At 72.2% G+C, this 20,751-nt stretch carries 16 protein-coding genes and 1 tRNA gene; 10 read left to right on the forward strand and 7 right to left on the reverse strand.

The annotated features are described in order from the left end of the window. Positions 1-63: 63 nt before the first annotated feature. The 5 genes from ACIPUC_RS28560 to ACIPUC_RS28580 form a co-directional block, all read right to left on the reverse strand. The gene (locus ACIPUC_RS28560) at positions 64-711 is read right to left on the reverse strand and encodes a hypothetical protein (RefSeq protein ID WP_446593187.1); all 648 of its coding nucleotides are present in this window, start codon (positions 709-711) and stop codon (positions 64-66) included. A gap of 169 nt (positions 712-880) precedes the next feature. Next, the gene (locus tag ACIPUC_RS28565; RefSeq protein WP_446593188.1) at positions 881-1,714 is read right to left on the reverse strand and encodes an S-methyl-5'-thioadenosine phosphorylase; all 834 of its coding nucleotides are present in this window, start codon (positions 1,712-1,714) and stop codon (positions 881-883) included. An 87-nt stretch (positions 1,715-1,801) separates the two neighbouring features. Next, positions 1,802-2,107 carry an FmdB family zinc ribbon protein gene (locus tag ACIPUC_RS28570; protein ID WP_446593189.1) on the reverse strand — a complete coding sequence of 102 codons (306 nt, stop codon included), beginning with the start codon at positions 2,105-2,107 and terminating at the stop codon, positions 1,802-1,804. A gap of 67 nt (positions 2,108-2,174) precedes the next feature. After that, on the reverse strand, positions 2,175-3,512 hold the full coding sequence (locus ACIPUC_RS28575; protein ID WP_446593190.1) for an MFS transporter: 1,338 nt from the start codon (positions 3,510-3,512) through the stop codon (positions 2,175-2,177). Positions 3,513-3,905: 393 nt separating this feature from the next. Continuing rightward, on the reverse strand, positions 3,906-5,453 hold the full coding sequence (locus tag ACIPUC_RS28580; protein ID WP_446593191.1) for a potassium/proton antiporter: 1,548 nt from the start codon (positions 5,451-5,453) through the stop codon (positions 3,906-3,908). A 224-nt stretch (positions 5,454-5,677) separates the two neighbouring features. Between ACIPUC_RS28580 and ACIPUC_RS28585 the strand changes: the two genes are divergently transcribed. Then, positions 5,678-8,494 (forward strand): penicillin acylase family protein, encoded by a 2,817-nt coding sequence (locus ACIPUC_RS28585; RefSeq protein WP_446593192.1) that lies wholly within the window; start codon positions 5,678-5,680, stop codon positions 8,492-8,494. Between the two features lie 9 nt (positions 8,495-8,503). Here ACIPUC_RS28585 and ACIPUC_RS28590 read toward each other — a convergent pair whose 3' ends face one another. Then, positions 8,504-9,115, reverse strand: coding sequence for a 5-formyltetrahydrofolate cyclo-ligase (locus ACIPUC_RS28590; RefSeq protein WP_446593194.1), 612 nt, complete (start codon positions 9,113-9,115; stop codon positions 8,504-8,506). Between the two features lie 95 nt (positions 9,116-9,210). On the opposite strand from ACIPUC_RS28590, the gene galU reads away from it, so the two are divergent. The 9 genes from galU (at position 9,211) to ACIPUC_RS28635 (ending at position 20,217) form a co-directional block, all read left to right on the forward strand. Further along, positions 9,211-10,113, forward strand: a complete 903-nt coding sequence (galU, locus tag ACIPUC_RS28595) for a UTP--glucose-1-phosphate uridylyltransferase GalU (RefSeq protein WP_446593195.1) — start codon at positions 9,211-9,213, stop codon at positions 10,111-10,113. Between the two features lie 4 nt (positions 10,114-10,117). After that, entirely contained in the window at positions 10,118-11,464 is a 1,347-nt protein-coding gene (gene glp / locus ACIPUC_RS28600) for a molybdotransferase-like divisome protein Glp (protein ID WP_446593197.1), read from the forward strand. Positions 11,465-11,535: 71 nt separating this feature from the next. Continuing rightward, entirely contained in the window at positions 11,536-12,015 is a 480-nt protein-coding gene (gene moaC, locus ACIPUC_RS28605; protein ID WP_362591752.1) for a cyclic pyranopterin monophosphate synthase MoaC, read from the forward strand. A 56-nt stretch (positions 12,016-12,071) separates the two neighbouring features. Beyond that, the gene (locus ACIPUC_RS28610; RefSeq protein ID WP_446593381.1) at positions 12,072-12,596 is read left to right on the forward strand and encodes a MogA/MoaB family molybdenum cofactor biosynthesis protein; all 525 of its coding nucleotides are present in this window, start codon (positions 12,072-12,074) and stop codon (positions 12,594-12,596) included. Next, complete coding sequence (locus ACIPUC_RS28615) at positions 12,593-13,222, forward strand: GNAT family N-acetyltransferase (protein ID WP_446593382.1); 630 nt, start codon at positions 12,593-12,595, stop codon at positions 13,220-13,222. The genes ACIPUC_RS28610 and ACIPUC_RS28615 overlap by 4 nt, the downstream gene beginning before the upstream one ends. 159 nt (positions 13,223-13,381) lie before the next feature. Beyond that, positions 13,382-14,422: a divisome protein SepX/GlpR gene (sepX, locus tag ACIPUC_RS28620; protein ID WP_446593199.1), complete on the forward strand. Its 1,041-nt coding sequence runs from the start codon at positions 13,382-13,384 to the stop codon at positions 14,420-14,422. A 78-nt stretch (positions 14,423-14,500) separates the two neighbouring features. After that, positions 14,501-14,574: transfer RNA gene (locus ACIPUC_RS28625), tRNA-Ala, on the forward strand. 175 nt (positions 14,575-14,749) lie between these two features. Then, complete coding sequence (locus ACIPUC_RS28630) at positions 14,750-18,733, forward strand: hypothetical protein (protein WP_446593200.1); 3,984 nt, start codon at positions 14,750-14,752, stop codon at positions 18,731-18,733. Positions 18,734-18,876: 143 nt separating this feature from the next. Further along, positions 18,877-20,217: a CoA transferase gene (locus ACIPUC_RS28635; protein ID WP_446593202.1), complete on the forward strand. Its 1,341-nt coding sequence runs from the start codon at positions 18,877-18,879 to the stop codon at positions 20,215-20,217. Between the two features lie 26 nt (positions 20,218-20,243). On the opposite strand, the gene ACIPUC_RS28640 is transcribed toward ACIPUC_RS28635, so the two are convergent. After that, on the reverse strand, positions 20,244-20,738 hold the full coding sequence (locus tag ACIPUC_RS28640; RefSeq protein WP_446593203.1) for a GNAT family N-acetyltransferase: 495 nt from the start codon (positions 20,736-20,738) through the stop codon (positions 20,244-20,246). Positions 20,739-20,751 lie beyond the last annotated feature (13 nt).

Raw genomic sequence — 20,751 nt, forward strand, 5'->3', positions numbered from 1 at the left:
TCCGTGCGCGGTGTGTCCAATCGGTCCCCACCTCGAGGTGACTTGACCGGCCTGGTGTGCGAATCAACACAACGTCACCGCCAGCCTGGCCGTCGCGCCCGCGCCGACGAGAGCCCGCGCGGTGTCCCGGGGAACCGACAGGACCACCAGGGCCCCGCCGTCCCCCACCTCCGGATCGGGACCGGGCACTTCGGCAACGCGGGCCCCCGCCGCCACCACCCTCGGCGGGCCCGCACGCTCCGCCGCGACCACGTCGACCCGGTCCCCGGGCCGCAGCAGCCGCACCGTCGCCGCGTCGGCGATGCGCACCGGGGCCGACACCATCCGCACGGCCGCGGGCGGAGCGGCTCCCCTGGAGGCCCGTGCCTCCGCGGGCGCGGCTCCCCGCGAGGCCTGCGCTTCCGTCCCGCCCACGGCCAGCGCCGCCGCCGCGACGGCCAGCCCGGCCGCGACGGCCCGCCGCCGGCGCCGCAGGGCCCTGCGCAGCCGGTCGCCACCCCGCCCGACCCGCAGCGGGGGAAACGCGGGGACGTGGCGCGCGGGGGGACATGGAGAGGAGAGGGCCGAAGCCGGAGGGGACGAAGCCGACCCAGTCGAAGGGAGCGAGGGCGTACGCAACGACGGCGTACGGGACGAGGGCGTACGCAACGAGGGCGTACGGGACGAGGGCGTACGGGACGACGGCGTACGGGACACGGGCGTGCGGGACATGGGGTCCACCACCAAACCGGGTGAGTCGCGAGGTCCGGACCCAGCGCCCGGACACCCCTCACGATCCGGCTTCCCGCGGATTTCCGCTCCGCCCTGTGGACGGCCGCCGCTTTGTGGACAACCCCGTCACCCTCACGTGCGAGGGCCGAGCCCTGGCAGCAGCAACGGGCTACGGCAGTTCGATGCCGAGGTCCCAGCCGTCGTGGGCGTGCGTGCACAGGCAGGCGCGCGACTCCGTCGAGGGGAGGGCGGCCACCGCGTCGAAGAGGACCTCGCGCAGACGGCCCACGTTCTCTCCGAAGACCCGCAGGACCTCCGTGTGGGACACGCCCTCACCGGTCTCGGCGCCCGCGTCCAGGTCCGTCACCAGCGCCATCGACGTGTAGCAGAGCCCCAGCTCCCGGGCGAGGACCGCCTCCGGGTGGCCCGTCATGCCGACCACCGACCAGCCCGCCGCCGCGTGCCAGCGCGACTCGGCGCGCGTCGAGAAGCGCGGCCCCTCGACGACGACCATCGTGCCGCCGTCCACCGGCTCCCACTCCCGCCCCCGGGCCGCCGCCAGCGCGACCGAGCGCCCCACGGGGCAGTAGGGGTCCGCGAAGGTGGTGTGCACGACGTTCGGCACGGTGCCGTCGGGCAGCGGCTCCCCGTCGAAGAAGGTCTGCGCCCGGGCCTTCGTACGGTCGACCAGCTGGTCGGGAACGAGCAGCGTGCCCGGGCCGTACTCGGTCCGCAGGCCGCCGACCGCGCACGGGCCCAGGACCTGGCGGACGCCGACCGAGCGCAGCGCCCACAGGTTGGCCCGGTAGTTGATCTTGTGCGGTGGAACGGTGTGGCTGCGCCCGTGCCGGGGCAGGAAGGCCACCTGCCGCCCGGCCAGCTCACCCACGTACAGGGAGTCGCTCGGTGGCCCGTACGGCGTCTCCACCTGGATCTCGGAGACGTCCTCTAGGAAGGAGTAGAAGCCCGAACCGCCGATGACACCGATCTCTGCGTTCACCATGCCGCCACCCTAACGGGGCATGCGAAAGGCCCCGCTGCCCGGTGGGCGGCGGGGCCTTTCGGCGTACAGGCGCGTGGAGCGGGGGCGTCAGGCAGCCGAGGTGGAGCTGCTGCCCGAGCTCGACGACGTCGAGGAGGACGAAGCGGCGGGTGCGGCGGCCGTGGACGTCGACGGGGCCGAGGCCGGCTTCGAGGCAGGAGTGCTGCTCGACGAAGCGCCGCGGCTGTCGTTCCGGTAGAAACCGGAGCCCTTGAAGACGATGCCGACCGCGGAGAACACCTTCTTCAGGCGTCCGTCGCAGTTCGGGCACACGGTCAGCGCGTCATCGGTGAACTTCTGCACGGCCTCAAGGCCCTCACCGCATTCGGTGCACTGGTACTGGTAGGTCGGCACGAATTTCCTCCTGGCACTCTCACTCAATGAGTGCTAACGACGCTCCATGGTGACGTATTCCGGCGGATCAGTCCACCGTCACCGGCACGCGGTGACCCATCCCACGCTCGTTCACCGTGTTCCGGACCGCCTGCGGGGCGGCCGGCGCGGACGAGTTCACGATCCGGCTCGGAGCCGTCGGCGCCAGCTTCGCGCGCAGGGCCAGCAGGGTGACCAGGGCCAGCGCGGTGGCGGCCATGGGCACCAGGAAGCCGTACGAGGACCCGTGCGCGTCCGTCAGGCGGCCGGCCAGGGTCACGGCGACGGCCTGCCCGAAGGCGACCGCCCCGGTCAGCCAGGTGAAGGCCTCGGTGCGCGAGGCGGCCGGGATCAGCTGCTCGATCATGGTGTAGCCGGTGATCAGCGCCGGGGCGATGCACAGGCCGACGACCAGGCCGAGCGCCCCCAGCAGGATCACCGAGTTCGCGGCCCACAGGACCGAGGCCGCGGCGGTGAGGCCGACGTAGCCCAGGATCAGGCGGCGGCGCGGGCCGATCTTCCAGGCGATGGCGCCCATGGCGATGCCGGCGACCATGTTGCCCGCGGCGAAGACGCCGTAGAGCAGGCCGTTGGCGCCCGGGTTGCCGATCTCGTTGGAGAAGGCGGCGAGCGAGACCTGCATGCCGCCGAAGACGGCGCCGATGCCGAGGAAGGCGACGATCAGGACGCGCAGGCCCGGGAAGGACAGGGCGGAGGCGTGCTTCTCGCCGTTCGCCGGGCGGCCGACCGGCTTGGGCTGGGTGGCGCGCTGCGCGGCGAAGATCAGGCCGCCGACGAGCGTCAGGGTGGCCTCGGTGATCAGGCCCGCCGAGGGGTGGACCTGGGTGCACAGGAAGGTCGCGAGCACCGGGCCGACGACGAAGGTGAACTCGTCGGTGACGGACTCGAACGCGGCCGCGGTCGGCAGCAGCGGGGAGCCCTCCAGCTTGGCGGCCCAGCGGGCCCGGACCATCGGACCGGCCTGCGGGACGGAGGCGCCGGCCGGGACGGCGGCCAGCACCAGCGCCCACAGCGGGGCGCCGAGCAGTGCGAGGCCGGCCAGTGCGCCGACGGAGGCGGTGTGCGTCAGGGCGGCCGGAACCAGGACGGCGCTCTGGCCGAACCGGTCGGTGAACTTGCCCATCAGCGGGGCGAACAGCGCCATGGACACACCCGTGACGGCGGTGACGACGCCGGCGGCGCCGTAGGAGCCGGTGGTGTGCTGGACGAGCAGGAGGATGCTGACGGTGAGCATCCCGAAGGGGAGCCGGGCGGCGAAGCCGGGAAGTACGAAGCCCAGGGCCCCGGGGGTGCGCAGCAGCTGCCCGTATCCGGGTCGGGCGGTGGTGGACGTAGCGGATGTTCCGGTCGTGACCGCGGATGTCACGGCCTTGCCTTTCCGCTGCCTGGTAGAGCGTCCCCGTCTGCGGACGGTGCGTCGCCTTGTGAGCGACCGCACCCGTACATGTGGGAGCCCCGAGAGCTGTCCTCTTGCGCAGAACCGAGTGATACCTGGGCGCCCACTGCGGAGGGAGCCACGGCCGCTTTGCGGTCGCGCCAGCTCTGCGTCAGGCAGAGTTGGTTCGATCTGTTGTGCCTTTATCGTACAGGGGAACCCGCTACCACGCCCTGTGATTGCGCTGACAAGCCATGTCTTCACCTGCGATTAACGGGCCTGTCGCCCATGGAGACCCGTGCATATAGGGGCAAAACGGGTCAGACGCCACTGAAAATGGCTGAATTAGAGCGCTGCTCTAAACCCGGGCTCCACCGGGACGCGTCACCGGCGCGAGCCCGGCGGCCCGCCCGCCGGCCCGTTCCCGTTCGTCCCCAGCCACCCGGCCAGCTTGCCGCCGCGGGCCACCGCGCGCAGCCGCGCCTCCGCCGCGTCCCGTACCGGATCCGTGGCCACCACCAGCAGCTCGTCCCCGCGCCGCAGCACGGTCGACGGCAGCGGTACGAAGCTCTTCCCCTCCCGGACCACCAGCGTGACCGAGGCCCCCGGCGGCAGTCGCAGCTCGCTGACCTCGACGCCGTGCATCCGCGAGGCCGGCGGGATCGCGAAGGAGAGCAGGTGCCCGCGCAGCTTCTCCAGCGGCGCCGACTCGATGCCGAGGTCCGAGGCGGTCTCGTCGGTGGCCCCGAGCTCCAGCTTGCGCGCCAGCCAGGGCAGCGTCGGCCCCTGCACCAGGGTGTAGACGACGACCAGCACGAAGACGATGTTGAAGACGCGGTCGCTGCCCTCGATCCCGGACACCATCGGGATGGTCGCCAGGATGATGGGCACGGCTCCGCGCAGGCCGGCCCAGGACATCAGGGCCTGCTCCCGCCACGGGATCCGGAAGGGCAACAGGCTGACGAGGACCTCCAGCGGCCGCGCCACCATCGTGAGGACCAGCCCGATGACCACGGCCGGCCAGAAGTCGTTCACCAGCTCGTGCGGGGTGACCAGCAGGCCGAGCAGGACGAACATGCCGATCTGGGCGATCCAGCCGAGTCCGTCCGCGAACCCCCGGGTCGCCGGCCAGTGCGGGAGCTTGGCGTTGCCGAGCACCATCGCCGCCAGGTACACGGCGAGGAAGCCGGAGCCGTGCGCCATCGCGCCCGCCGCGTACGCCGTCACGGCGATCGCCATCACGGCGATCGGGTAGAGGCCGGAGGCGGGCAGCGCCACGTGCCGCAGGCCGTACGAGCCCAGGAAGCCCACGGTCAGGCCGATCGCGGCGCCGATGGCCAGCTCCAGGGCGATCTTGCCGAGCAGGACGTACCAGTCGTCGATCGGGCCGACGGCGGCGAAGGCGACGACCAGGATGACGACGGGTGCGTCGTTGAAGCCGGACTCGGCCTCCAGGACGCCCGTGATCCGGGAGGGGAGCGGGACCTTGCGCAGGACGGAGAAGACGGCGGCCGCGTCGGTCGAGGAGACGACCGCGCCGATCAGGAGGGCCTGGCGCCATTCCAGGCCGACCAGGTAGTGCGCCCCCGCGGCCGTGATGCCGACGCTGATCGCGACGCCCACCAGCGATAGGACGATCGCGGCCGGCAGGGCCGGTTTGATCTCTTTCCACTTGGTGCCCAGACCACCCTCGGCGAGGATCACGACGAGTGCGGCATAACCGATGACCTGCGTCAGCTCGGCGTTGTCGAATACGACGTTGCCGATGCCGTCCTGGCCTATCGCGATGCCTATGCCGAGGTAGATGAGCAGGCTGGGGAGGCCGCTGCGTGAAGAGATGCGTACCGCCGCGACGGCGACGAGCAGCACGAGCGAGCAGACCAGCAGAAGCTCATTGAGCGTGTGGACAGTCAGCGGGCGACCCTTCCTCAAAGCGCGCGGCGGATCCGGGGGATCGTTCCTCCAGCGGCAGGTTCGGCGAGTAGTTCGTTACCTTACCTAATCTTTGACGTTCCCTTTACGTGCTAGCCACATTGTGAAACGCCTGTTCGTCCGTGTCCTTGCCAGCTCCACCCCTGGCGGATCAACGAGCGGGGTCCTGCGCCTATGGTTGCTCCCAGCACTCCCAGGACCACCCTGCCCCTCTAAGGACAGCGATGCCCGCCAACGAAACCGCTCCTCCCGTCAAGAAGAAGGGACGACGCGCCCGTCTGATCGTGCTCGTGCTGGTCCTGGCGCTCTTCGCGGGCCTCGGCTACGGGGCGTACTGGAGCGTGGACGGCGTGCGCGCCTCCTTCCCCCAGACGACCGGCTCCCTCAAGGTGCCGGGGCTCACCGGGACCGTCGACGTCAAGCGCGATGCCCACGGCATCCCCCAGCTCTACGCCGACAACGACGCCGACCTCTTCCGCGCGCAGGGCTTCGTCCACGCGCAGGACCGGTTCTGGGAGATGGACGTACGCCGCCACATGACCTCCGGGCGGCTCTCGGAGATGTTCGGCGCGGGCCAGGTCGAGACCGACGCCTTCCTGCGCACCCTGGGCTGGCGGCAGGTCGCGCAGGCCGAGTACGACAACAAGCTCTCGCCGGAGACCAAGAAGAACCTGCAGTCCTACGCCGACGGGGTCAACGCGTACCTGAAGGGGAAGTCCGGCAAGGACCTCTCCGTCGAGCACGCCGCCCTCAAGCTCAGCGACGACTACCAGCCCGAGCAGTGGTCGCCCGTGGACTCGGTGGCCTGGCTCAAGGCGATGGCCTGGGACCTGCGCGGCAACATGCAGGACGAGATCGACCGCGCGCTGATGTCGAGCAAGCTCACGCAGGCGCAGATCGACGAGCTCTACCCGCCCTACCCCTTCGACCGGAACAAGCCGGTCGTCGACGGCGGCAAGATCGAGGGCGGCAAGTACGTACCCCAGGGCACCGGCGGCTCGGGCAGCGGCTCCGCCATGGGCTCCCAGGCCTCAACGGCGACGGGCGGCGGCAACGGCACCGGCCTCGCAGGCAACGCCACCGCCCAGGGCGCGGCCGTCGGCCTGCGCACCCAGCTGACCTCCCTGGCCAAGACCCTGGACGAGATCCCCGCGATCCTCGGCCCCAACGGCAGCGGCATCGGATCGAACTCCTGGGTGATCTCGGGCCGCTACACGACCACCGGCAAGCCGCTGCTCGCGAACGACCCGCACCTGTCGCCGCAGCTGCCCTCGGTCTGGTACCAGATGGGCCTGCACTGCCGCACGGCCTCGGCCCAGTGCCAGTACAACGTGTCCGGCTACACCTTCTCCGGCATGCCCGGCGTGATAATCGGCCACAACGCCGACATCGCCTGGGGCATGACCAACCTCGGGGCGGACGTCACCGACCTGTACCTGGAGCAGGTCAAGCCCGAGGGCTACGTCTACGACAACAGGGTGATCCCCTTCGCCACCCGTGACGAGGTCATCAAGGTCGCGGGCGGCGCCAGCAAGAAGATGACCGTCCGCATCACCAACAACGGTCCGCTCGTCTCCGACCGCAGCGACGAGCTCGCCTCGGTCGGCTCCCGCGCCCCCGTCGCCAGCTCCGCGCCCGACCGCGGCAACGGCTACGCCGTCGCCCTGCGCTGGACCGCCCTGGAGCCGGGCAAGTCGATGGACGCGGTCTTCAAGCTGAACAAGGCCAAGGACTTCAACGAGTTCCGCAAGGCCGCCGCCGACTTCGAGGTGCCCTCGCAGAACCTGATCTACGCCGACGGCAGCGGCATCAACGGCAACATCGGCTACCAGGCCCCGGGCCGGATCCCGGTGCGCGGCGCCGGCGACGGCCGGATGCCCGCGCCCGGCTGGGACTCCAAGTACGCCTGGAAGACCGACAAGGCCGGCAACGTCGAGTACATCGCGCAGAACGAGCTGCCCTACGAGTCCAACCCCTCCCGCGGCTACATCGTCACCGCCAACCAGGCGGTCGTGGAGAGCGGCACCGGGGCCGGCAAGTACCCGTACCTGCTGACCACCGACTGGGGCTACGGCGCCCGCAGCCAGCGGATCAACGACCTCATCGAGGCGAAGATCAAGGACAGCGGCAAGATCTCGACCGACGACATGCGCGCCATGCAGATGGACAACAGCAGCGAGATCGCCGCGCTGCTGACCCCGATGCTGGCCAAGATCGAGGTCTCCGACCCGGACGTGCGCTCAGCGCAGAAGCTCCTGGAGGGCTGGAACTACACCCAGGAGAACGACTCGGCGGCCGCCGCCTACTTCAACGCGGTCTGGCGCAACATCCTCAAGCTGGCCTTCGGCGACAAGATGCCCAAGGAGCTGCGGATCGAGGGCAGCTGCATGAACGTCCGCGCCGACAGCAGCGGTCCCATCGACGAGCTCGCCGAGCTGGTCCGCGAATGCGGCACCCGCGGCGACGACTCGGCGCAGCCGGACGGCGGCGACCGCTGGTTCGAGGTGGTCCGCCGCCTGTCCAAGGACGAGAAGTCGCCGTGGTGGAGCGCGCCCAAGAAGGGCTTCTCCCAGCCGGCGACCACCACCCGTGACGAGCTGTTCGCCCGGGCCATGGAGGACGCCCGCTGGGAGCTGACCGCCAAGCTCGGCAAGGACCAGTCCACCTGGAGCTGGGGCCGGCTGCACCAGCTGACGCTGAAGAACCAGACGATCGGCACCGAGGGCCCCGGCTTCATGCAGTGGCTCCTCAACCGCGGCCCGTGGAACCTGGGCGGCGGCGAGGCCACCGTCAACGCCACCGGCTGGAACGCCTCCAGCGGCTACGGGGTCACCTGGGTGCCGTCGATGCGGATGGTCGTCAACCTCAACGACCTCGACAAGTCGCGCTGGATCAACCTGACGGGCGCCTCCGGGCACGCGTACAACGCGCACTACACGGACCAGACGACGATGTGGGCCAAGGGCGAGCTGCTGGACTGGCCGTTCGGCAAGGACGCCGTGGACAAGGCGACGGTCGACACCCTGACCCTCAAGCCCTAGCGCCTCCCATCAGGAGAAGCGGAGCACCCCGGAAGGGGTGGCCACCGCCTGGACGGGGTGGTCGTGCGGTTCCTCCGGGACCCGCGCGACCACCTCGTCGTCGTAGAGGAGAACGACCAGCGCCGGATGGACCCCGGCGCGCTCCAGCCGCTCCAGGACCCGGTCGTACGAGCCCCCGCCGCGGCCCAGGCGCATCCCGCGGCCGTCCACCGCGAGCCCGGGCAGCAGCACGGCGTCGGCCGCGGTCACCGCGCCGGGGCCGAGCGCCGGGCCGGTGGGCTCCAGCAGCCGCATCTTCCCCGGGTGCGCGGTCTCGGCGAGGCCCTGCGGACCCTCGTACGCCGCCCAGTCGAGGTCGTTGTCGGGCAGCAGCAGGGGCAGCAGCACCCGCTTGCCGGCCGCGCGCAGGGCGTCGAGCAGGGCGCGGGTGCCGGGTTCCGTGCCGACGGAGACGTACGCCGCCACCGTTCGGGCACCGGCCAGTTCGGGTAGCTCGAGGGCCGTGACGGCCAGCGCGTCGGCCGCCGTGCGGCAGGCGTCGGGGGACAAGGCGCGGCGGGCGGCGAGGAGTTCCCGGCGCAGTCGAGCCTTCCTGGAAGCGGGATGCGGATTCTCTGTCACAGCGGATTCAAATATCCTCGGGAAATCGGCACATAAGTGGACCTACCTACCGCGATCTGGCCAGGCGTTCGGCAGGACCCACTATCGTTCGGGGCATGACTATGTTGCACCCCGTGATCAAGAAGGCCGTGATTCCGGCTGCGGGCCTCGGTACTCGCTTCCTTCCGGCGACCAAGGCGACCCCGAAGGAAATGCTCCCCGTTGTGGACAAGCCGGCCATTCAGTACGTGGTCGAGGAGGCCGTGGCGGCCGGGCTCGACGACGTCCTCATGATCACTGGGCGTAACAAGCGCGCTCTCGAAGACCACTTCGACCGGAACTACGAGCTGGAGTCGGCCCTCACCGCCAAGGGCGACGACGACCGGCTGAAGAAGGTCCAGGAGTCCAGCGACCTGGCCACCATGCACTACGTCCGCCAGGGCGACCCCCGGGGCCTCGGCCACGCCGTGCTGTGCGCCGAGCCGCACGTCGGCCGCGAGCCCTTCGCCGTCCTGCTCGGCGACGACCTCATCGACCCGCGCGACCCGCTGCTGCGTCAGATGGCCGACATCTACGCCCGCACCGGCGGCACCGTCATCGCCCTCATGGAGGTCGACCCGGCCAACGTGCACCTGTACGGCTGCGCCGCCGTCGAGGCCACCGACGAGGACGACGTGGTCCGCATCACCGGCCTCGTCGAGAAGCCGGAGCCCGCGGACGCCCCCAGCAACTACGCGGTCATCGGACGCTACGTCCTCAACCCCGCGATCTTCGACATACTGCGGGAGACCGAGCCGGGCCGCGGTGGGGAGATCCAGCTCACCGACGCCCTGCAGAAGCTGGCCGCCGACGAGACCATCGGCGGTCCGGTGCACGGAGTCGTCTTCCGGGGCCGCCGCTACGACACCGGCGACCGCGGCGACTACCTGCGGGCCATCGTCCGCCTCGCGTGCGAGCGCGAGGACCTGGGCCCGGAGTTCCGCACCTGGCTTCACCGTTACGTCACGGAGGAGATGTAGCACCTTGAGCAGTTCCGCACCGCAGGACACCGGCCACCGTCTGTGGTCCGTGGACGAGCACCTCGCGGACGTCCTCGCCACCGTCCGGCCGCTGGAGCCCATCGAGCTCCAGCTGCTCGACGCCCAGGGCTGTGTCCTGGTCGAGGACGTCACCGTGCCCGTCGCCCTCCCGCCCTTCGACAACAGCTCCATGGACGGCTACGCCGTCCGTACGGCCGACGTCCAGGGCGCGAGCGAGGAGTTCCCCGCGGTGCTGACGGTCGTCGGGGACGTCGCGGCGGGCAGCGGCGAGCTGCCCACCGTGGGCCCCGGCGAGGCCGCCCGCATCATGACCGGCGCCCCGCTGCCGCCCGGCGCGGAAGCCGTCGTACCGGTCGAGTGGACCGACGGCGGCACGGGCGGCGGCGCGGCCTCGGGGATGATCCCGGCCAGTGCCGCCCCGGAGGGCGCGGGCGGCGAGGTGCGGGTGCACCGCCCCGCCGAGGCCCGGGCGCACGTCCGCTCCCGCGGCAGCGACGTACAGGCCGGTGACCTGGCCCTGGTGGCCGGGACGGTTCTCGGGCCGCCGCAGATCGCCCTGCTGGCCGCCATCGGGCGGGGCACCGTACGGGTGCGGCCGCGCCCGCGCGTGGTCGTCCTGTCCACCGGCAGCGAGCTGGTCCAGCCGGGCGAGGCGCTGGCCTCCGGGACGATCTACGACTCCAACAGCTTCGCGCTGGCCGCGGCCGCGCGGGACGCCGGGGCCATCGCCTACCGGGTCGGCGCCGTCGCGGACGACGCCGACACCCTGCGCGCCACCATCGAGGACCAGCTGATCCGGGCCGACCTGCTCGTCACCACGGGCGGGGTCAGCGTCGGCGCCTACGACGTGGTCAAGGAGGCGCTCTCCTCCGTCGGCTCGGGCGACGCGGCCGCCGAGGACGTTGCCGGCGGCGGGATCGACTTCCGCAAGCTCGCCATGCAGCCCGGCAAGCCGCAGGGCTTCGGAACCATCGGCCCCGACCACACCCCGCTGCTGGCGCTGCCCGGCAATCCGGTGTCCTCGTACGTCTCCTTCGAGTTGTTCGTGCGCCCCGCGATCCGGGCGCTCATGGGCCTGCCGGAGTCCGAGGTGGGCCGTCCGTCCGTACGGGCGGTGCTCAAGGCCGACAAGGCGCTGGGCTCCCCGGCCGGCCGCCGGCAGTTCCTGCGCGGCAAGTACGACGCCGCGAGCGGGACGGTCAGCCCGGTCGGCGGATCGGGCTCGCACCTGATCGCCGCACTGGCCCACGCCGACTCGCTGATGGTCGTACCGGAGGACGTCACCTCGGTGGAGCCCGGGAGCGAGCTGGAAGTGGTCCTGCTCGGCTGAAGCCCGGCCGGTGCGGGTAGCGTGTGTCGCACCACACAGGCCCCCCGGGCCCAGAGCGGAGCGGCACAGCGATGAGTACCGAGAGCAGGCTCACCCACATCGACGAGGCCGGGGCGGCCCGGATGGTCGACGTCTCGGAGAAGGACGTCACCACCCGGACGGCACGCGCCAGCGGGCGGGTACTCGTCTCCCCCCGGGTGATCGAGCTGCTGCGCGGCGAGGGCGTCCCCAAGGGCGACGCCCTCGCCACCGCGCGGATCGCCGGGATCATGGGTGCGAAGAAGACCCCCGACCTGATCCCGCTGTGCCACCCGCTGGCCGTCTCGGGCGTGAAGGTCGACCTGAAGGTCGCCGACGACGCCGTCGAGATCCTCGCCACCGTGAAGACGACCGACCGTACGGGCGTCGAGATGGAGGCCCTGACGGCCGTCGCGGTCGCCGGGCTCACCGTGATCGACATGGTGAAGGCCGTGGACAAGGGCGCGGTCATCACGGACGTGCGGGTGGAGGAGAAGACCGGCGGAAAGTCCGGCGACTGGGCGCGCTCGTGAACGCCCCGCGCGGCGGCGAGGTGCACAGCCACAGCCACCTTCCGGAGCCCGCGCCGGTGGCGCCCGTACCCGCTTCCGCGGGCAGGGCCCTGGTGGTCACGGCCTCGAACCGGGCCTCGCAGGGCGTGTACGCCGACAAGGGCGGCCCGCTGCTGGCCGAGGCGCTGGAGAAGCTCGGTTTCGCGGTGGACGGCCCCCGGGTCGTCCCCGACGGCGATCCCGTCGAGCAGGCGCTGCGGGAGGGCGTGGCCGCCGGGTACGAGGTCATCCTGACCACCGGAGGGACCGGAATCTCGCCGACCGACCGCACCCCGGACGCCACGGCGCGGGTGCTGGACTACGAGGTTCCGGGCATCCCGCAGGCCATCCGGGCCGAAGGGCTGGCGAAGGTGCCGACCGCGGCCCTGTCCCGCGGCCTGGCGGGCGTGGCCGGCCACACCCTGATCGTCAACCTGCCGGGTTCGACGGGCGGGGTGCGCGACGGCCTCGCCGTCCTGTCCCGGATCCTGCCGCACGCCGTGGACCAGATCCGCGGCGGCGACCATCCCAGACCCGCGGAGCCTTCCGGGAGCGCGAGCTGAACGGCCCCTCCTGGCCGGTCGTCCTGACGGACGGCGATGTCACGCTCCGGCCGATAAAGCTGCGGGACCAGAAGGCGTGGCGCGAGGTCAACCGCCGCAACCGCGAGTGGCTCCGGCCGTGGGAGGCCACGATTCCGCCGCCCGCGCCGTGGGGGCCGGTGATCCAGCGGCCGACGTACCGCCAGATGGTGCGCCACCTGAGGGCGGAGGCCAACGCCGGCCGCATGCTGCCGTTCGTCATCGAGTACCAGGGCCGCCTCGTCGGCCAGCTGACGGTCGCCGGGATCACCTGGGGCTCGATGTGCGCGGGCCACATCGGCTACTGGGTGGACCGCGAGGTCGCGGGCCGCGGTGTGATGCCGACGGCGGTCGCGCTCGCGGTGGACCACTGCTTCCGGAAGGTCGGCCTGCACCGGATCGAGGTGTGCATCCGCCCCGAGAACGGGCCGAGCCGCCGGGTGGTGGAGAAGCTGGGCCTGCGCGAGGAGGGGCTGCGGCCGCGCTATCTGCACATCGACGGGGCCTGGCGCGACCACCTCGTCTACGCGGTCACTGCGGAGGAGGTCCCGGAGGGTCTGCTGAGGCGATGGCACCGGGCACGCCATGCGAAGTCCCCGCCGAAATGAAAAAGCGAATATCCGTTCGAATTGAGACCCGAACGGAACCGATTCGCCCATAACCTGATCCGAAGAGTCACAAAAAAAGTCCGTGATATCAGCGAGATCGCGCGACACACCGGCCCAATTGGCCGATCCCCTCGCCCGTACCCCTCTACGGTGTGAGGTGTGAGCAGCAGCGGCCTCATCTACGCAGTCATTGTCGGGGCCTGGGCCGCCTACTTGGTGCCCATGTGGCTCCGGAGGCAGGACGAGCTGAACGAAGCCCGTCCGACGGAACGCTTCTCCACTGCCATTCGGCTGCTTTCCGGCCGGGCGGGAATGGAGCGCCGTTACGCCAAGGGACTGCGTGAGCGCGGTGACGAGCAGGCGGAGCCCCAGCCCCACGCGGACCCGGACGCCGCGACGGAAACGGTGAATTCCGTGGACGCCGACGCCCGGGCCGTCGTCGTGCCCCCGACCAGGGCGGAGCCGAGACCGGCCGCCGCCGAGCGGGAGCAGCGCGCGGAGCGGGCCCGGCGCGAACAGCGCCTCCAGGTCCTCGCACGCCGCCGCCGCACCACCGCGCTCCTGTTCCTCGTGTTCACCCTCGGCGCGGTCGTCGCCGCGGTCGGCGGGCTGCGCTTCCTGTGGGCCCCGGCCGTGCCCGCCCTCCTGCTGAGCTCGTACATCGTGCACCTGCGGGTCCAGGAGCGCCGGCGCTACGAGTTCACGATGGACCGCAGGCGCGCCGAGGCCGCCGCCCGGCAGCTGCGGGAGAACCGCCAGCGCCGTTGCCACCCCGAAGGCACCGCGGGCGAGGGCGCCGAACCGGACCCCGCGCCACCGGTCTCCCCGCAGGAGGCCGGACGGCGCGCGCTGGTCGAGCAGACCGACCACGCGGAGTGGGTGGACCAGCAGCGCGAACGCGAGCGCGGCCCCGCCCGCGGTGACAGCTGGGAGCCCGTCCCGGTCCCGCTGCCCACGTACGTGACGGCCCCGGTCGCCCCGCGCGCCACCGGACCGGCGGCGCCGGACGCCTGGAGCGCCACCCGCTCCAGCACGGCCGAGCCGACGGAGCCCCGGCTGCGCGCCCAGCCCGCGGTCCCCGCCCCGAAGAAGGAGTCGAAGCCCCCGAGCACCCCGCGCCCGCGCGGCCGCGACCGGGGCCGCACCCCCCTGTTCGACCAGTACGAGAGCGAAGACCGCCCGCGCGCCGCGAACGAGTGATCGGTGACCTGCGCGGACCCTCCCGGATACGCGTTTTGGACCACCCGCGCGGGGATGCTAATGTTTCACACGTCGCAAGGGCCTGTGGCGCAGTCTGGTAGCGCACCTCGTTCGCATCGAGGGGGTCTGGGGTTCAAATCCCCACAGGTCCACAGACGATGAAGATCCCGTCCGATCGCAAGATCGGGCGGGATCTTCTGCTTTCCCCGTGCGTACGTACTCACGCGTAAACCCCCTGCGTTACCCCAGCCCGCGGCGGCTAAACTCCGCCTGCCCGTAACTCCCGTGATGGTCACCGGGGTCGGGCCTGCTTGAACTGGGGGGTTCATGAGCTTGCTGCCCATTGGCAGAAGAGCGGACAGAAGACGGGGGAGAGGCCGCGGGGCCGTTGCCGCCGGCGCCCTGCTGCTCGCCGTACTGACCGCGGCCACCGGCCCGACCGGATCCGCGTTCGCGGCGGCGGCGCCGCCCGAGGCCGCCGCCTCACCGCAGACCGAGCCCACCTCGCCCGCCAAGGCCGGGCCCCAGGCCCCGCCGAAGGCGGACCCGAAGGCCGACCGCGAGGCCGCCGTGCGGGCGCTCGCGCAGAGCGACGCGGCGGAGGCCTGCCCGGCCGCCCTCGCACCGCACACGACCGCCAACTGCACGATCGAGCCGTACAAGACGGCCTCCTTCACGCTCACGCTGCCGCAGCAGAAGGACGTGGTGCTGTACCAGGTCCTCCACACGGGGTGGGCCAACTACCGGCTCATCGCGCCGGACGGCACCGCCGTCACCTGTGAGAACCTCCTCGGCTCCGGCTACGCGGACGGCGCCATGCGCTGCGCGACGGGCACGGCGGGCACCTACAAGCTGGAGGTCTCGGACCAGAGCGGCTCGCAGAACGACGTCTCGGCGGGGTACGTCCCGCTGCTCACCAGCACCGTCTGCAAGCCGGTCGGCGCCGCCGACCGCAAGCTCGGCGCCCCGACCGTGTTCCACGGTTCTCTGGCCGCCGGCTCGGCGGGCGACTGCTACACGCCGGACCTGGCCGCGAACGACGTACTGCGCACCTACGCCTCCACCTACCGGGTGCTGCAGACGGTCTACGACGCCACCGGCAAGGAGATCTGCACCTCGCGGAACCGCGAGGGCGACACGCTCGACTGCAAGCTCACGGGCACCGCGCCGTACCGGATGTCGGTGCTGCAGGGCTCAGGGGCTGCCGAGGAGTACGACGTCACCGCGGCCCGGCTCTCCAAGCCGGAGGGCTGCGCGGTCGTCGAGCCGCAGGCGTTCGGTGCGTCCCCGGACCTGACCTCCACGGCGCGCTGCCGCACCCTGCGGGTGTCGCAGGCCGCGCACTACACCTTCGGGCCCGTCGCCGCCGGCGCCGTCCCGTACGGCGCGCTGTTCGCGGCCGACGGGACCGCGCTCGTCGCGGGCTGCTCGCAGGGAGCCTGTGAGCTGGCCCCCGGCGACTACACCTGGGCGGTCGACCCCCGGAGCACCGAGGCCGGAGCCTTCGGCATGGCCTTCCTCTCCGCCAAGGAGACCCGGGGCTGCACCGCGACCCACGACAACGGCCTGGCGGCGGGCCCGGCCACCGGCACCTTCGGCGGGCCCGGGCAGCACCTCTGCCTGACCCTGCCGACCGCCACGGGCAAGGGCGTCTACCTGCTCAACCGGCCGCCGGCCGAAGGCACCAGCACCGGAGCGAAGGTCTACGACGCGTCGGGCGCCCAGCAGTGCGACAACGGCGGATACGGGTACCGGGTCTGCAAGCTGACCGGCACGGCCCCGTTCCGCGCCGTGCTCAGTGGCGAGGCGTCCAAGGCGTTCGCGCTGGTCATCCACCGGACCGAAGAGACCGCGGGCTGCACCGCATGGCGGCAGACCGGATTCGACGGCACCTGGGGAGCCGAGGCCTCGCTGTCCCCGGAGGTGCGCCAGGTGTGCCTGAGCGTGCCGGCGAACGCGCACTCCACGGCCGAGATGCTCGACTACGCCAATCTCGCCAACACCGTCAACGCCTCGGTCCAGCTGGTCGATCCGGCCGGCACCGTGGCGTGCAACACGGCCGGCGGCACCACCACCATCTGCCCGCTCGCCGCCGGTGTTCCGTACACCGCGATGCTGCTCCCTTCGGGGTGGCAGTCCGACACGTACAAGCTGGTCCGGCGCGATGTCTCGGCGACCGCGAACTGCACCGTGCCGGCTTCGACGAAGGTCGGCGGCCAGTCCACGCCCTTCGACCTGACCTCGGCGCTCGACGCCCGCTGCGTCCGGGTCGCGGGGGCCGCCTCGGACAGGTTCTGGCTGAGCTCGCGCACGCTCGGGAACCCCAGGTACGAGCCCTCGACCCTGCTGATGGCCGTCGACGCCGACGGCAAGCACGTCTGCCGCCAGGGGGGCGTCTCCTGCCAGGTCACCGGCTCGACCTCGTACGTGGCGATCGTGCTCGCCTCGGGGTACCGGGACAAGCCGATCCACACCGACGTGGACGCGTGGAAGGCCGCCACAGCAGCCGGCTGGGCCCCGGAGTGCGCCGCCAACCGGGTCTCGGTCGACGGCTTCTCGGCGCGCAGCGGGGTGCTCTCGGAATCCTCGACCGCCTACTGCGCCGTGATCGGCGTGAAGCCCGGCCAGTCCTTCGACGTGGTGGGCAACAGCAGCTCCACCACCGGCAGCCACCCGAGCGTGAACCTGCTGAGCGCCACTCAGTGGAACAGCTCGTACCTCGGGTACCAGTGCACCCAGTACCACAACAGGTTCGGTGGCGACTGCATGGCCACGAACAACGGCGAGGCCGGCGAAGCCCTCCTGATGCTCAGTGCCTCCAAGGCCGCCACGCCGGTCGAGTACAGCATCCAGGGCGTCTGCCGATTCGGCTGCACGCTCCCGCCGGCCCAGCTGCCGACGTCCATCAGCCCCGCCACCGGCGCCGCCGGGACGCAGACCCAGGCCGTCATCCGCGGCACCGGGCTCACCCTGGGCACCAAGGTGAAGCTGAAGTCCGACACCACGGACGCCACGTTCATGAAGCCCCTCTCCGTGAACGCCGACGGCACCGCGCTGACCGTCCTGGTCAACACCAACGGGCTGGCGGCCGGCACGTACGACGTGGTCCTCGACGGCATCGGGTACACCAGCGGAGTGCCCTCCCCGGGCTACCTGCCCAAGGCGTACACGGTGACGGCCGCGGCGACCCCGGCGAAGAGCCGGTTCGTGCCGATCACGCCGTCGCGGTTCCTGGACACGCGTGACGGCACCGGGGCGACGAAGGCCCGGGTCGGTCCGGGGGGTGTCGTCACGCTGCAGGTCGCGGGTGTGAAGGGCGTCCCGGCGACCGCGGTGACCGCGGTCGTGATGAACGTGACCGCCGTCCACCCGACGGAGGCCGGACACGTGATGGTGTACCCGAACGGGCAGCCGAAGCCGGCGGTGTCGAACCTCAACTTCTCCGCGGGGCAGATCGTGCCCAACCTGGTGACCGTCCCGGTCGTCAACGGGAAGGTGGACCTGCGCAACAACGCCGGGTACGTCGACCTGATCGCGGACGTCACGGGCTACTTCACCGACAAGGCGGCGACCGGTTCGGCGCTGACGCCGATCACGCCGTCGCGGTTCCTGGACACGCGTGACGGCACCGGGGCCACCAAGGCCCGGGTCGGTCCGGGCGGTGTGGTCACCCTCCAGGTGGCCGGTGTGAAGGGCGTCCCGGCGGCGGGGGTGACCGCGGTCGTCATGAACGTGACCGCCGTCCACCCGACCGAGGCCGGGCACGTGACCGTCTACCCGAACGGGCAGGCGGCGCCGGGGGTGTCGAACCTGAACTTCACCGCCGGGCAGGTCGTGCCGAACCTGGTGACCGTGCCGGTGGTGAACGGGAAGGTCGACCTGCGCAACAACTCGGGCTCGGTGGACCTGATCGCCGATGTCACCGGCTACTACTCGGCGAGCGGGTCGGCGTTCTCCGCCGGTTCGCCGGTGCGGCTGCTCGACACCCGGGACGGGACCGGCGCCCGCGCCGGGGCCGTCGGCCAGGGCGGCATCGTCAGCCTGCAGGTCGCAGGGGTCGAAGGCGTGCCGCTGACCGGGGTGACCGCGGTGGTCCTCAACGTCACCGTCACCCGCCCCACCCAGGACGGTCACCTCATCGTCCAGCCCCACGGGGTCGCGCGTCCGAACGTGTCGAACCTCAACTTCCTGGCCGGGCAGACGGTCTCCAACCTGGTGGTCGTCCCGGTCGTGGACGGTCGGGTGACCTTCTACAACAACACCGGCTCCGCCGACGTGATCGCCGACCTGAACGGCTGGTTCACCGCCTGACGGACCCGTAAGCACACCGAGGGGCCCGTCCGATCCCACGATCGGGCGGGCCCCTCTGCCGTGGGCCGCTTTCGAGGACGGGATCCGCACAAACGGTCGAAGCGACCTTCGTCGCAGGGGTGTTGAGCGGGTTGAATGGGCCCATGACGATCACAGGGGAGCCGGACGGCGCGACGGCACAGGCGTGGGACGCGCTCGGCGGGGCTCCGGAGCTCGCCGGGCGGGTGCGGTACCGCGGGACACCGGGGCTGGGGCAGGGGCCGCTGCCCGTGCGGGAGTTGGCGCGGGCCGCCGTCGGAGCGTGTGCCCTGGCGGCGGCGGAGCTGGCCGCCGTACGGGCCGGGGGCGGGGCCGGCGACACGGTCCCGCCCGTCGTGGACGAGGGCGCGGTCGCGACGGCCTTCGTCAGCGAGCGGCACCTGCGGGTGCGGGGGCGGGAGCCGGTGAACTTCGCGCCGCTGTCCGGCTTCTGGCGGACGGCGGACGGCTGGCTGCGCACCCACGCCAACTATCCGCACCACGAGGCCGCGCTGGTACGGGCCCTGCGGCTGCCGTCCGCGGCGCCGGAGGCGGTACGGGCCGCAGTGGCGGGCCGGACGGCCGTCGAGGTGCAGGAGCGCGTGTACGGGGAGGGCGGGCTCGCGGTCGCCGTGGCGCGGGAGTACGGCGACCCGCGGCCGCTGGTCGAGACCGTACGGGAGTCCGGGGCGCCGGGCCGGACGCTCGGCCGGGCCCCCGCGGGGCTGCCCGCGGCCGGGGTACGGGTGCTGGACCTGACCCGGGTGATCGCCGGGCCGGTCGCGACGCGCACGCTCGGGCTGCTGGGCGCGGACGTGCTCCGGATCGACGCGCCGGGGCTGCCGGAGGCGGCCGACACCTACGCGGACACCGGCTTCGGCAAGCGGTCGGCGCTGCTGGACCTCACGGCGGCGGCGGACCGGGCGGTGTTCGAGGGGCTGCTGGCCGGGGCGGACGTGGTGGTGACCGGATACCGGCCGGGCGCGCTGGAGCGGCACGGGCTCGCGGCGGCGGAGCTGCTGGAGCGGCGGCCGGGGCTGGTGGTGGCCCAGCTGTGCGCCTGGGGCTGGGACGGGCCGTGGGCCGGGCGGCGGGGCTTCGACTCGCTGGTGCAGGCGGGCTACGGGATCGCCGCCCGGTGTGCCGGTCCGGACGGCGCGCCCGGGGTGCTGCCGGCGCAGGCGCTCGACCACGGCACGGGGTACCTGGTCGCGGCCGGTGTCCTGCGGGCGCTGGCGTCGGGGGGCGGGCGGGCCCTGCGGTTCTCCCTGGCCGGGACGGGGTCGTGGCTGGTCAGGGAGGTGCCGGCGGCCGGGCCCGGCGCACCGGGGTACACGGCCGCGCCGTGGCTCCGCGAGGCCGACTCGGGGTACGGACCGCTCCGGTACGCGGCGAGCCCCTTCGGGGACTGGGGGCGGGGGCCGTCCCGCTGGGGCGCGGACCGGGCCGCCTGGCTCCCGCGGTAGGGCCCCTGCGGGGCCGGACGGGAGGGCTAGCGGAGCGGCTTTGCCATGCAGCGGCTCGAGTCGTGGAAGCGGTAGTGGCCGAACTTGGCGGACATGGCGTAGCCGGAGGACAGGTAGAGGGCTATCGCCTCCGGCTGCTGGTCGCCCGTTTCCAGGACCATGCGGGTGCGGCCCGCCGCGCGGGCGTCGTCCTCCAGGACCGCCAGGATCCGGCGGGCCAGGCCCAGGCCGCGGGCCTCCGGTATGACGTACATGCGCTTCAGCTCGGCGTCGCCGTCCGCATAGCCCTCGTCGTTCTGCTCCTGGCCGCGCCACCCGCCGCTGGCGACCGGTGCGCCCGCGGCGTCGTACGCCAGCAGGTAGAGGCCCTGCGGCGGGAGGAACATGGCGGGGTCGAGGAAGGTGGCGTCGCCCTCAGCGTCGTTGTACCGCGCCTGGTACTCCAGCTGGACCTGGTCACTGAGTTTGACCGCGTCCGGGTGGTCGTACGGCACGGGGCGGAGGTTTATACCGTGAGACATTCGAATAGCGTAC

The organism is Streptomyces sp. LARHCF249, from assembly GCF_052871255.1.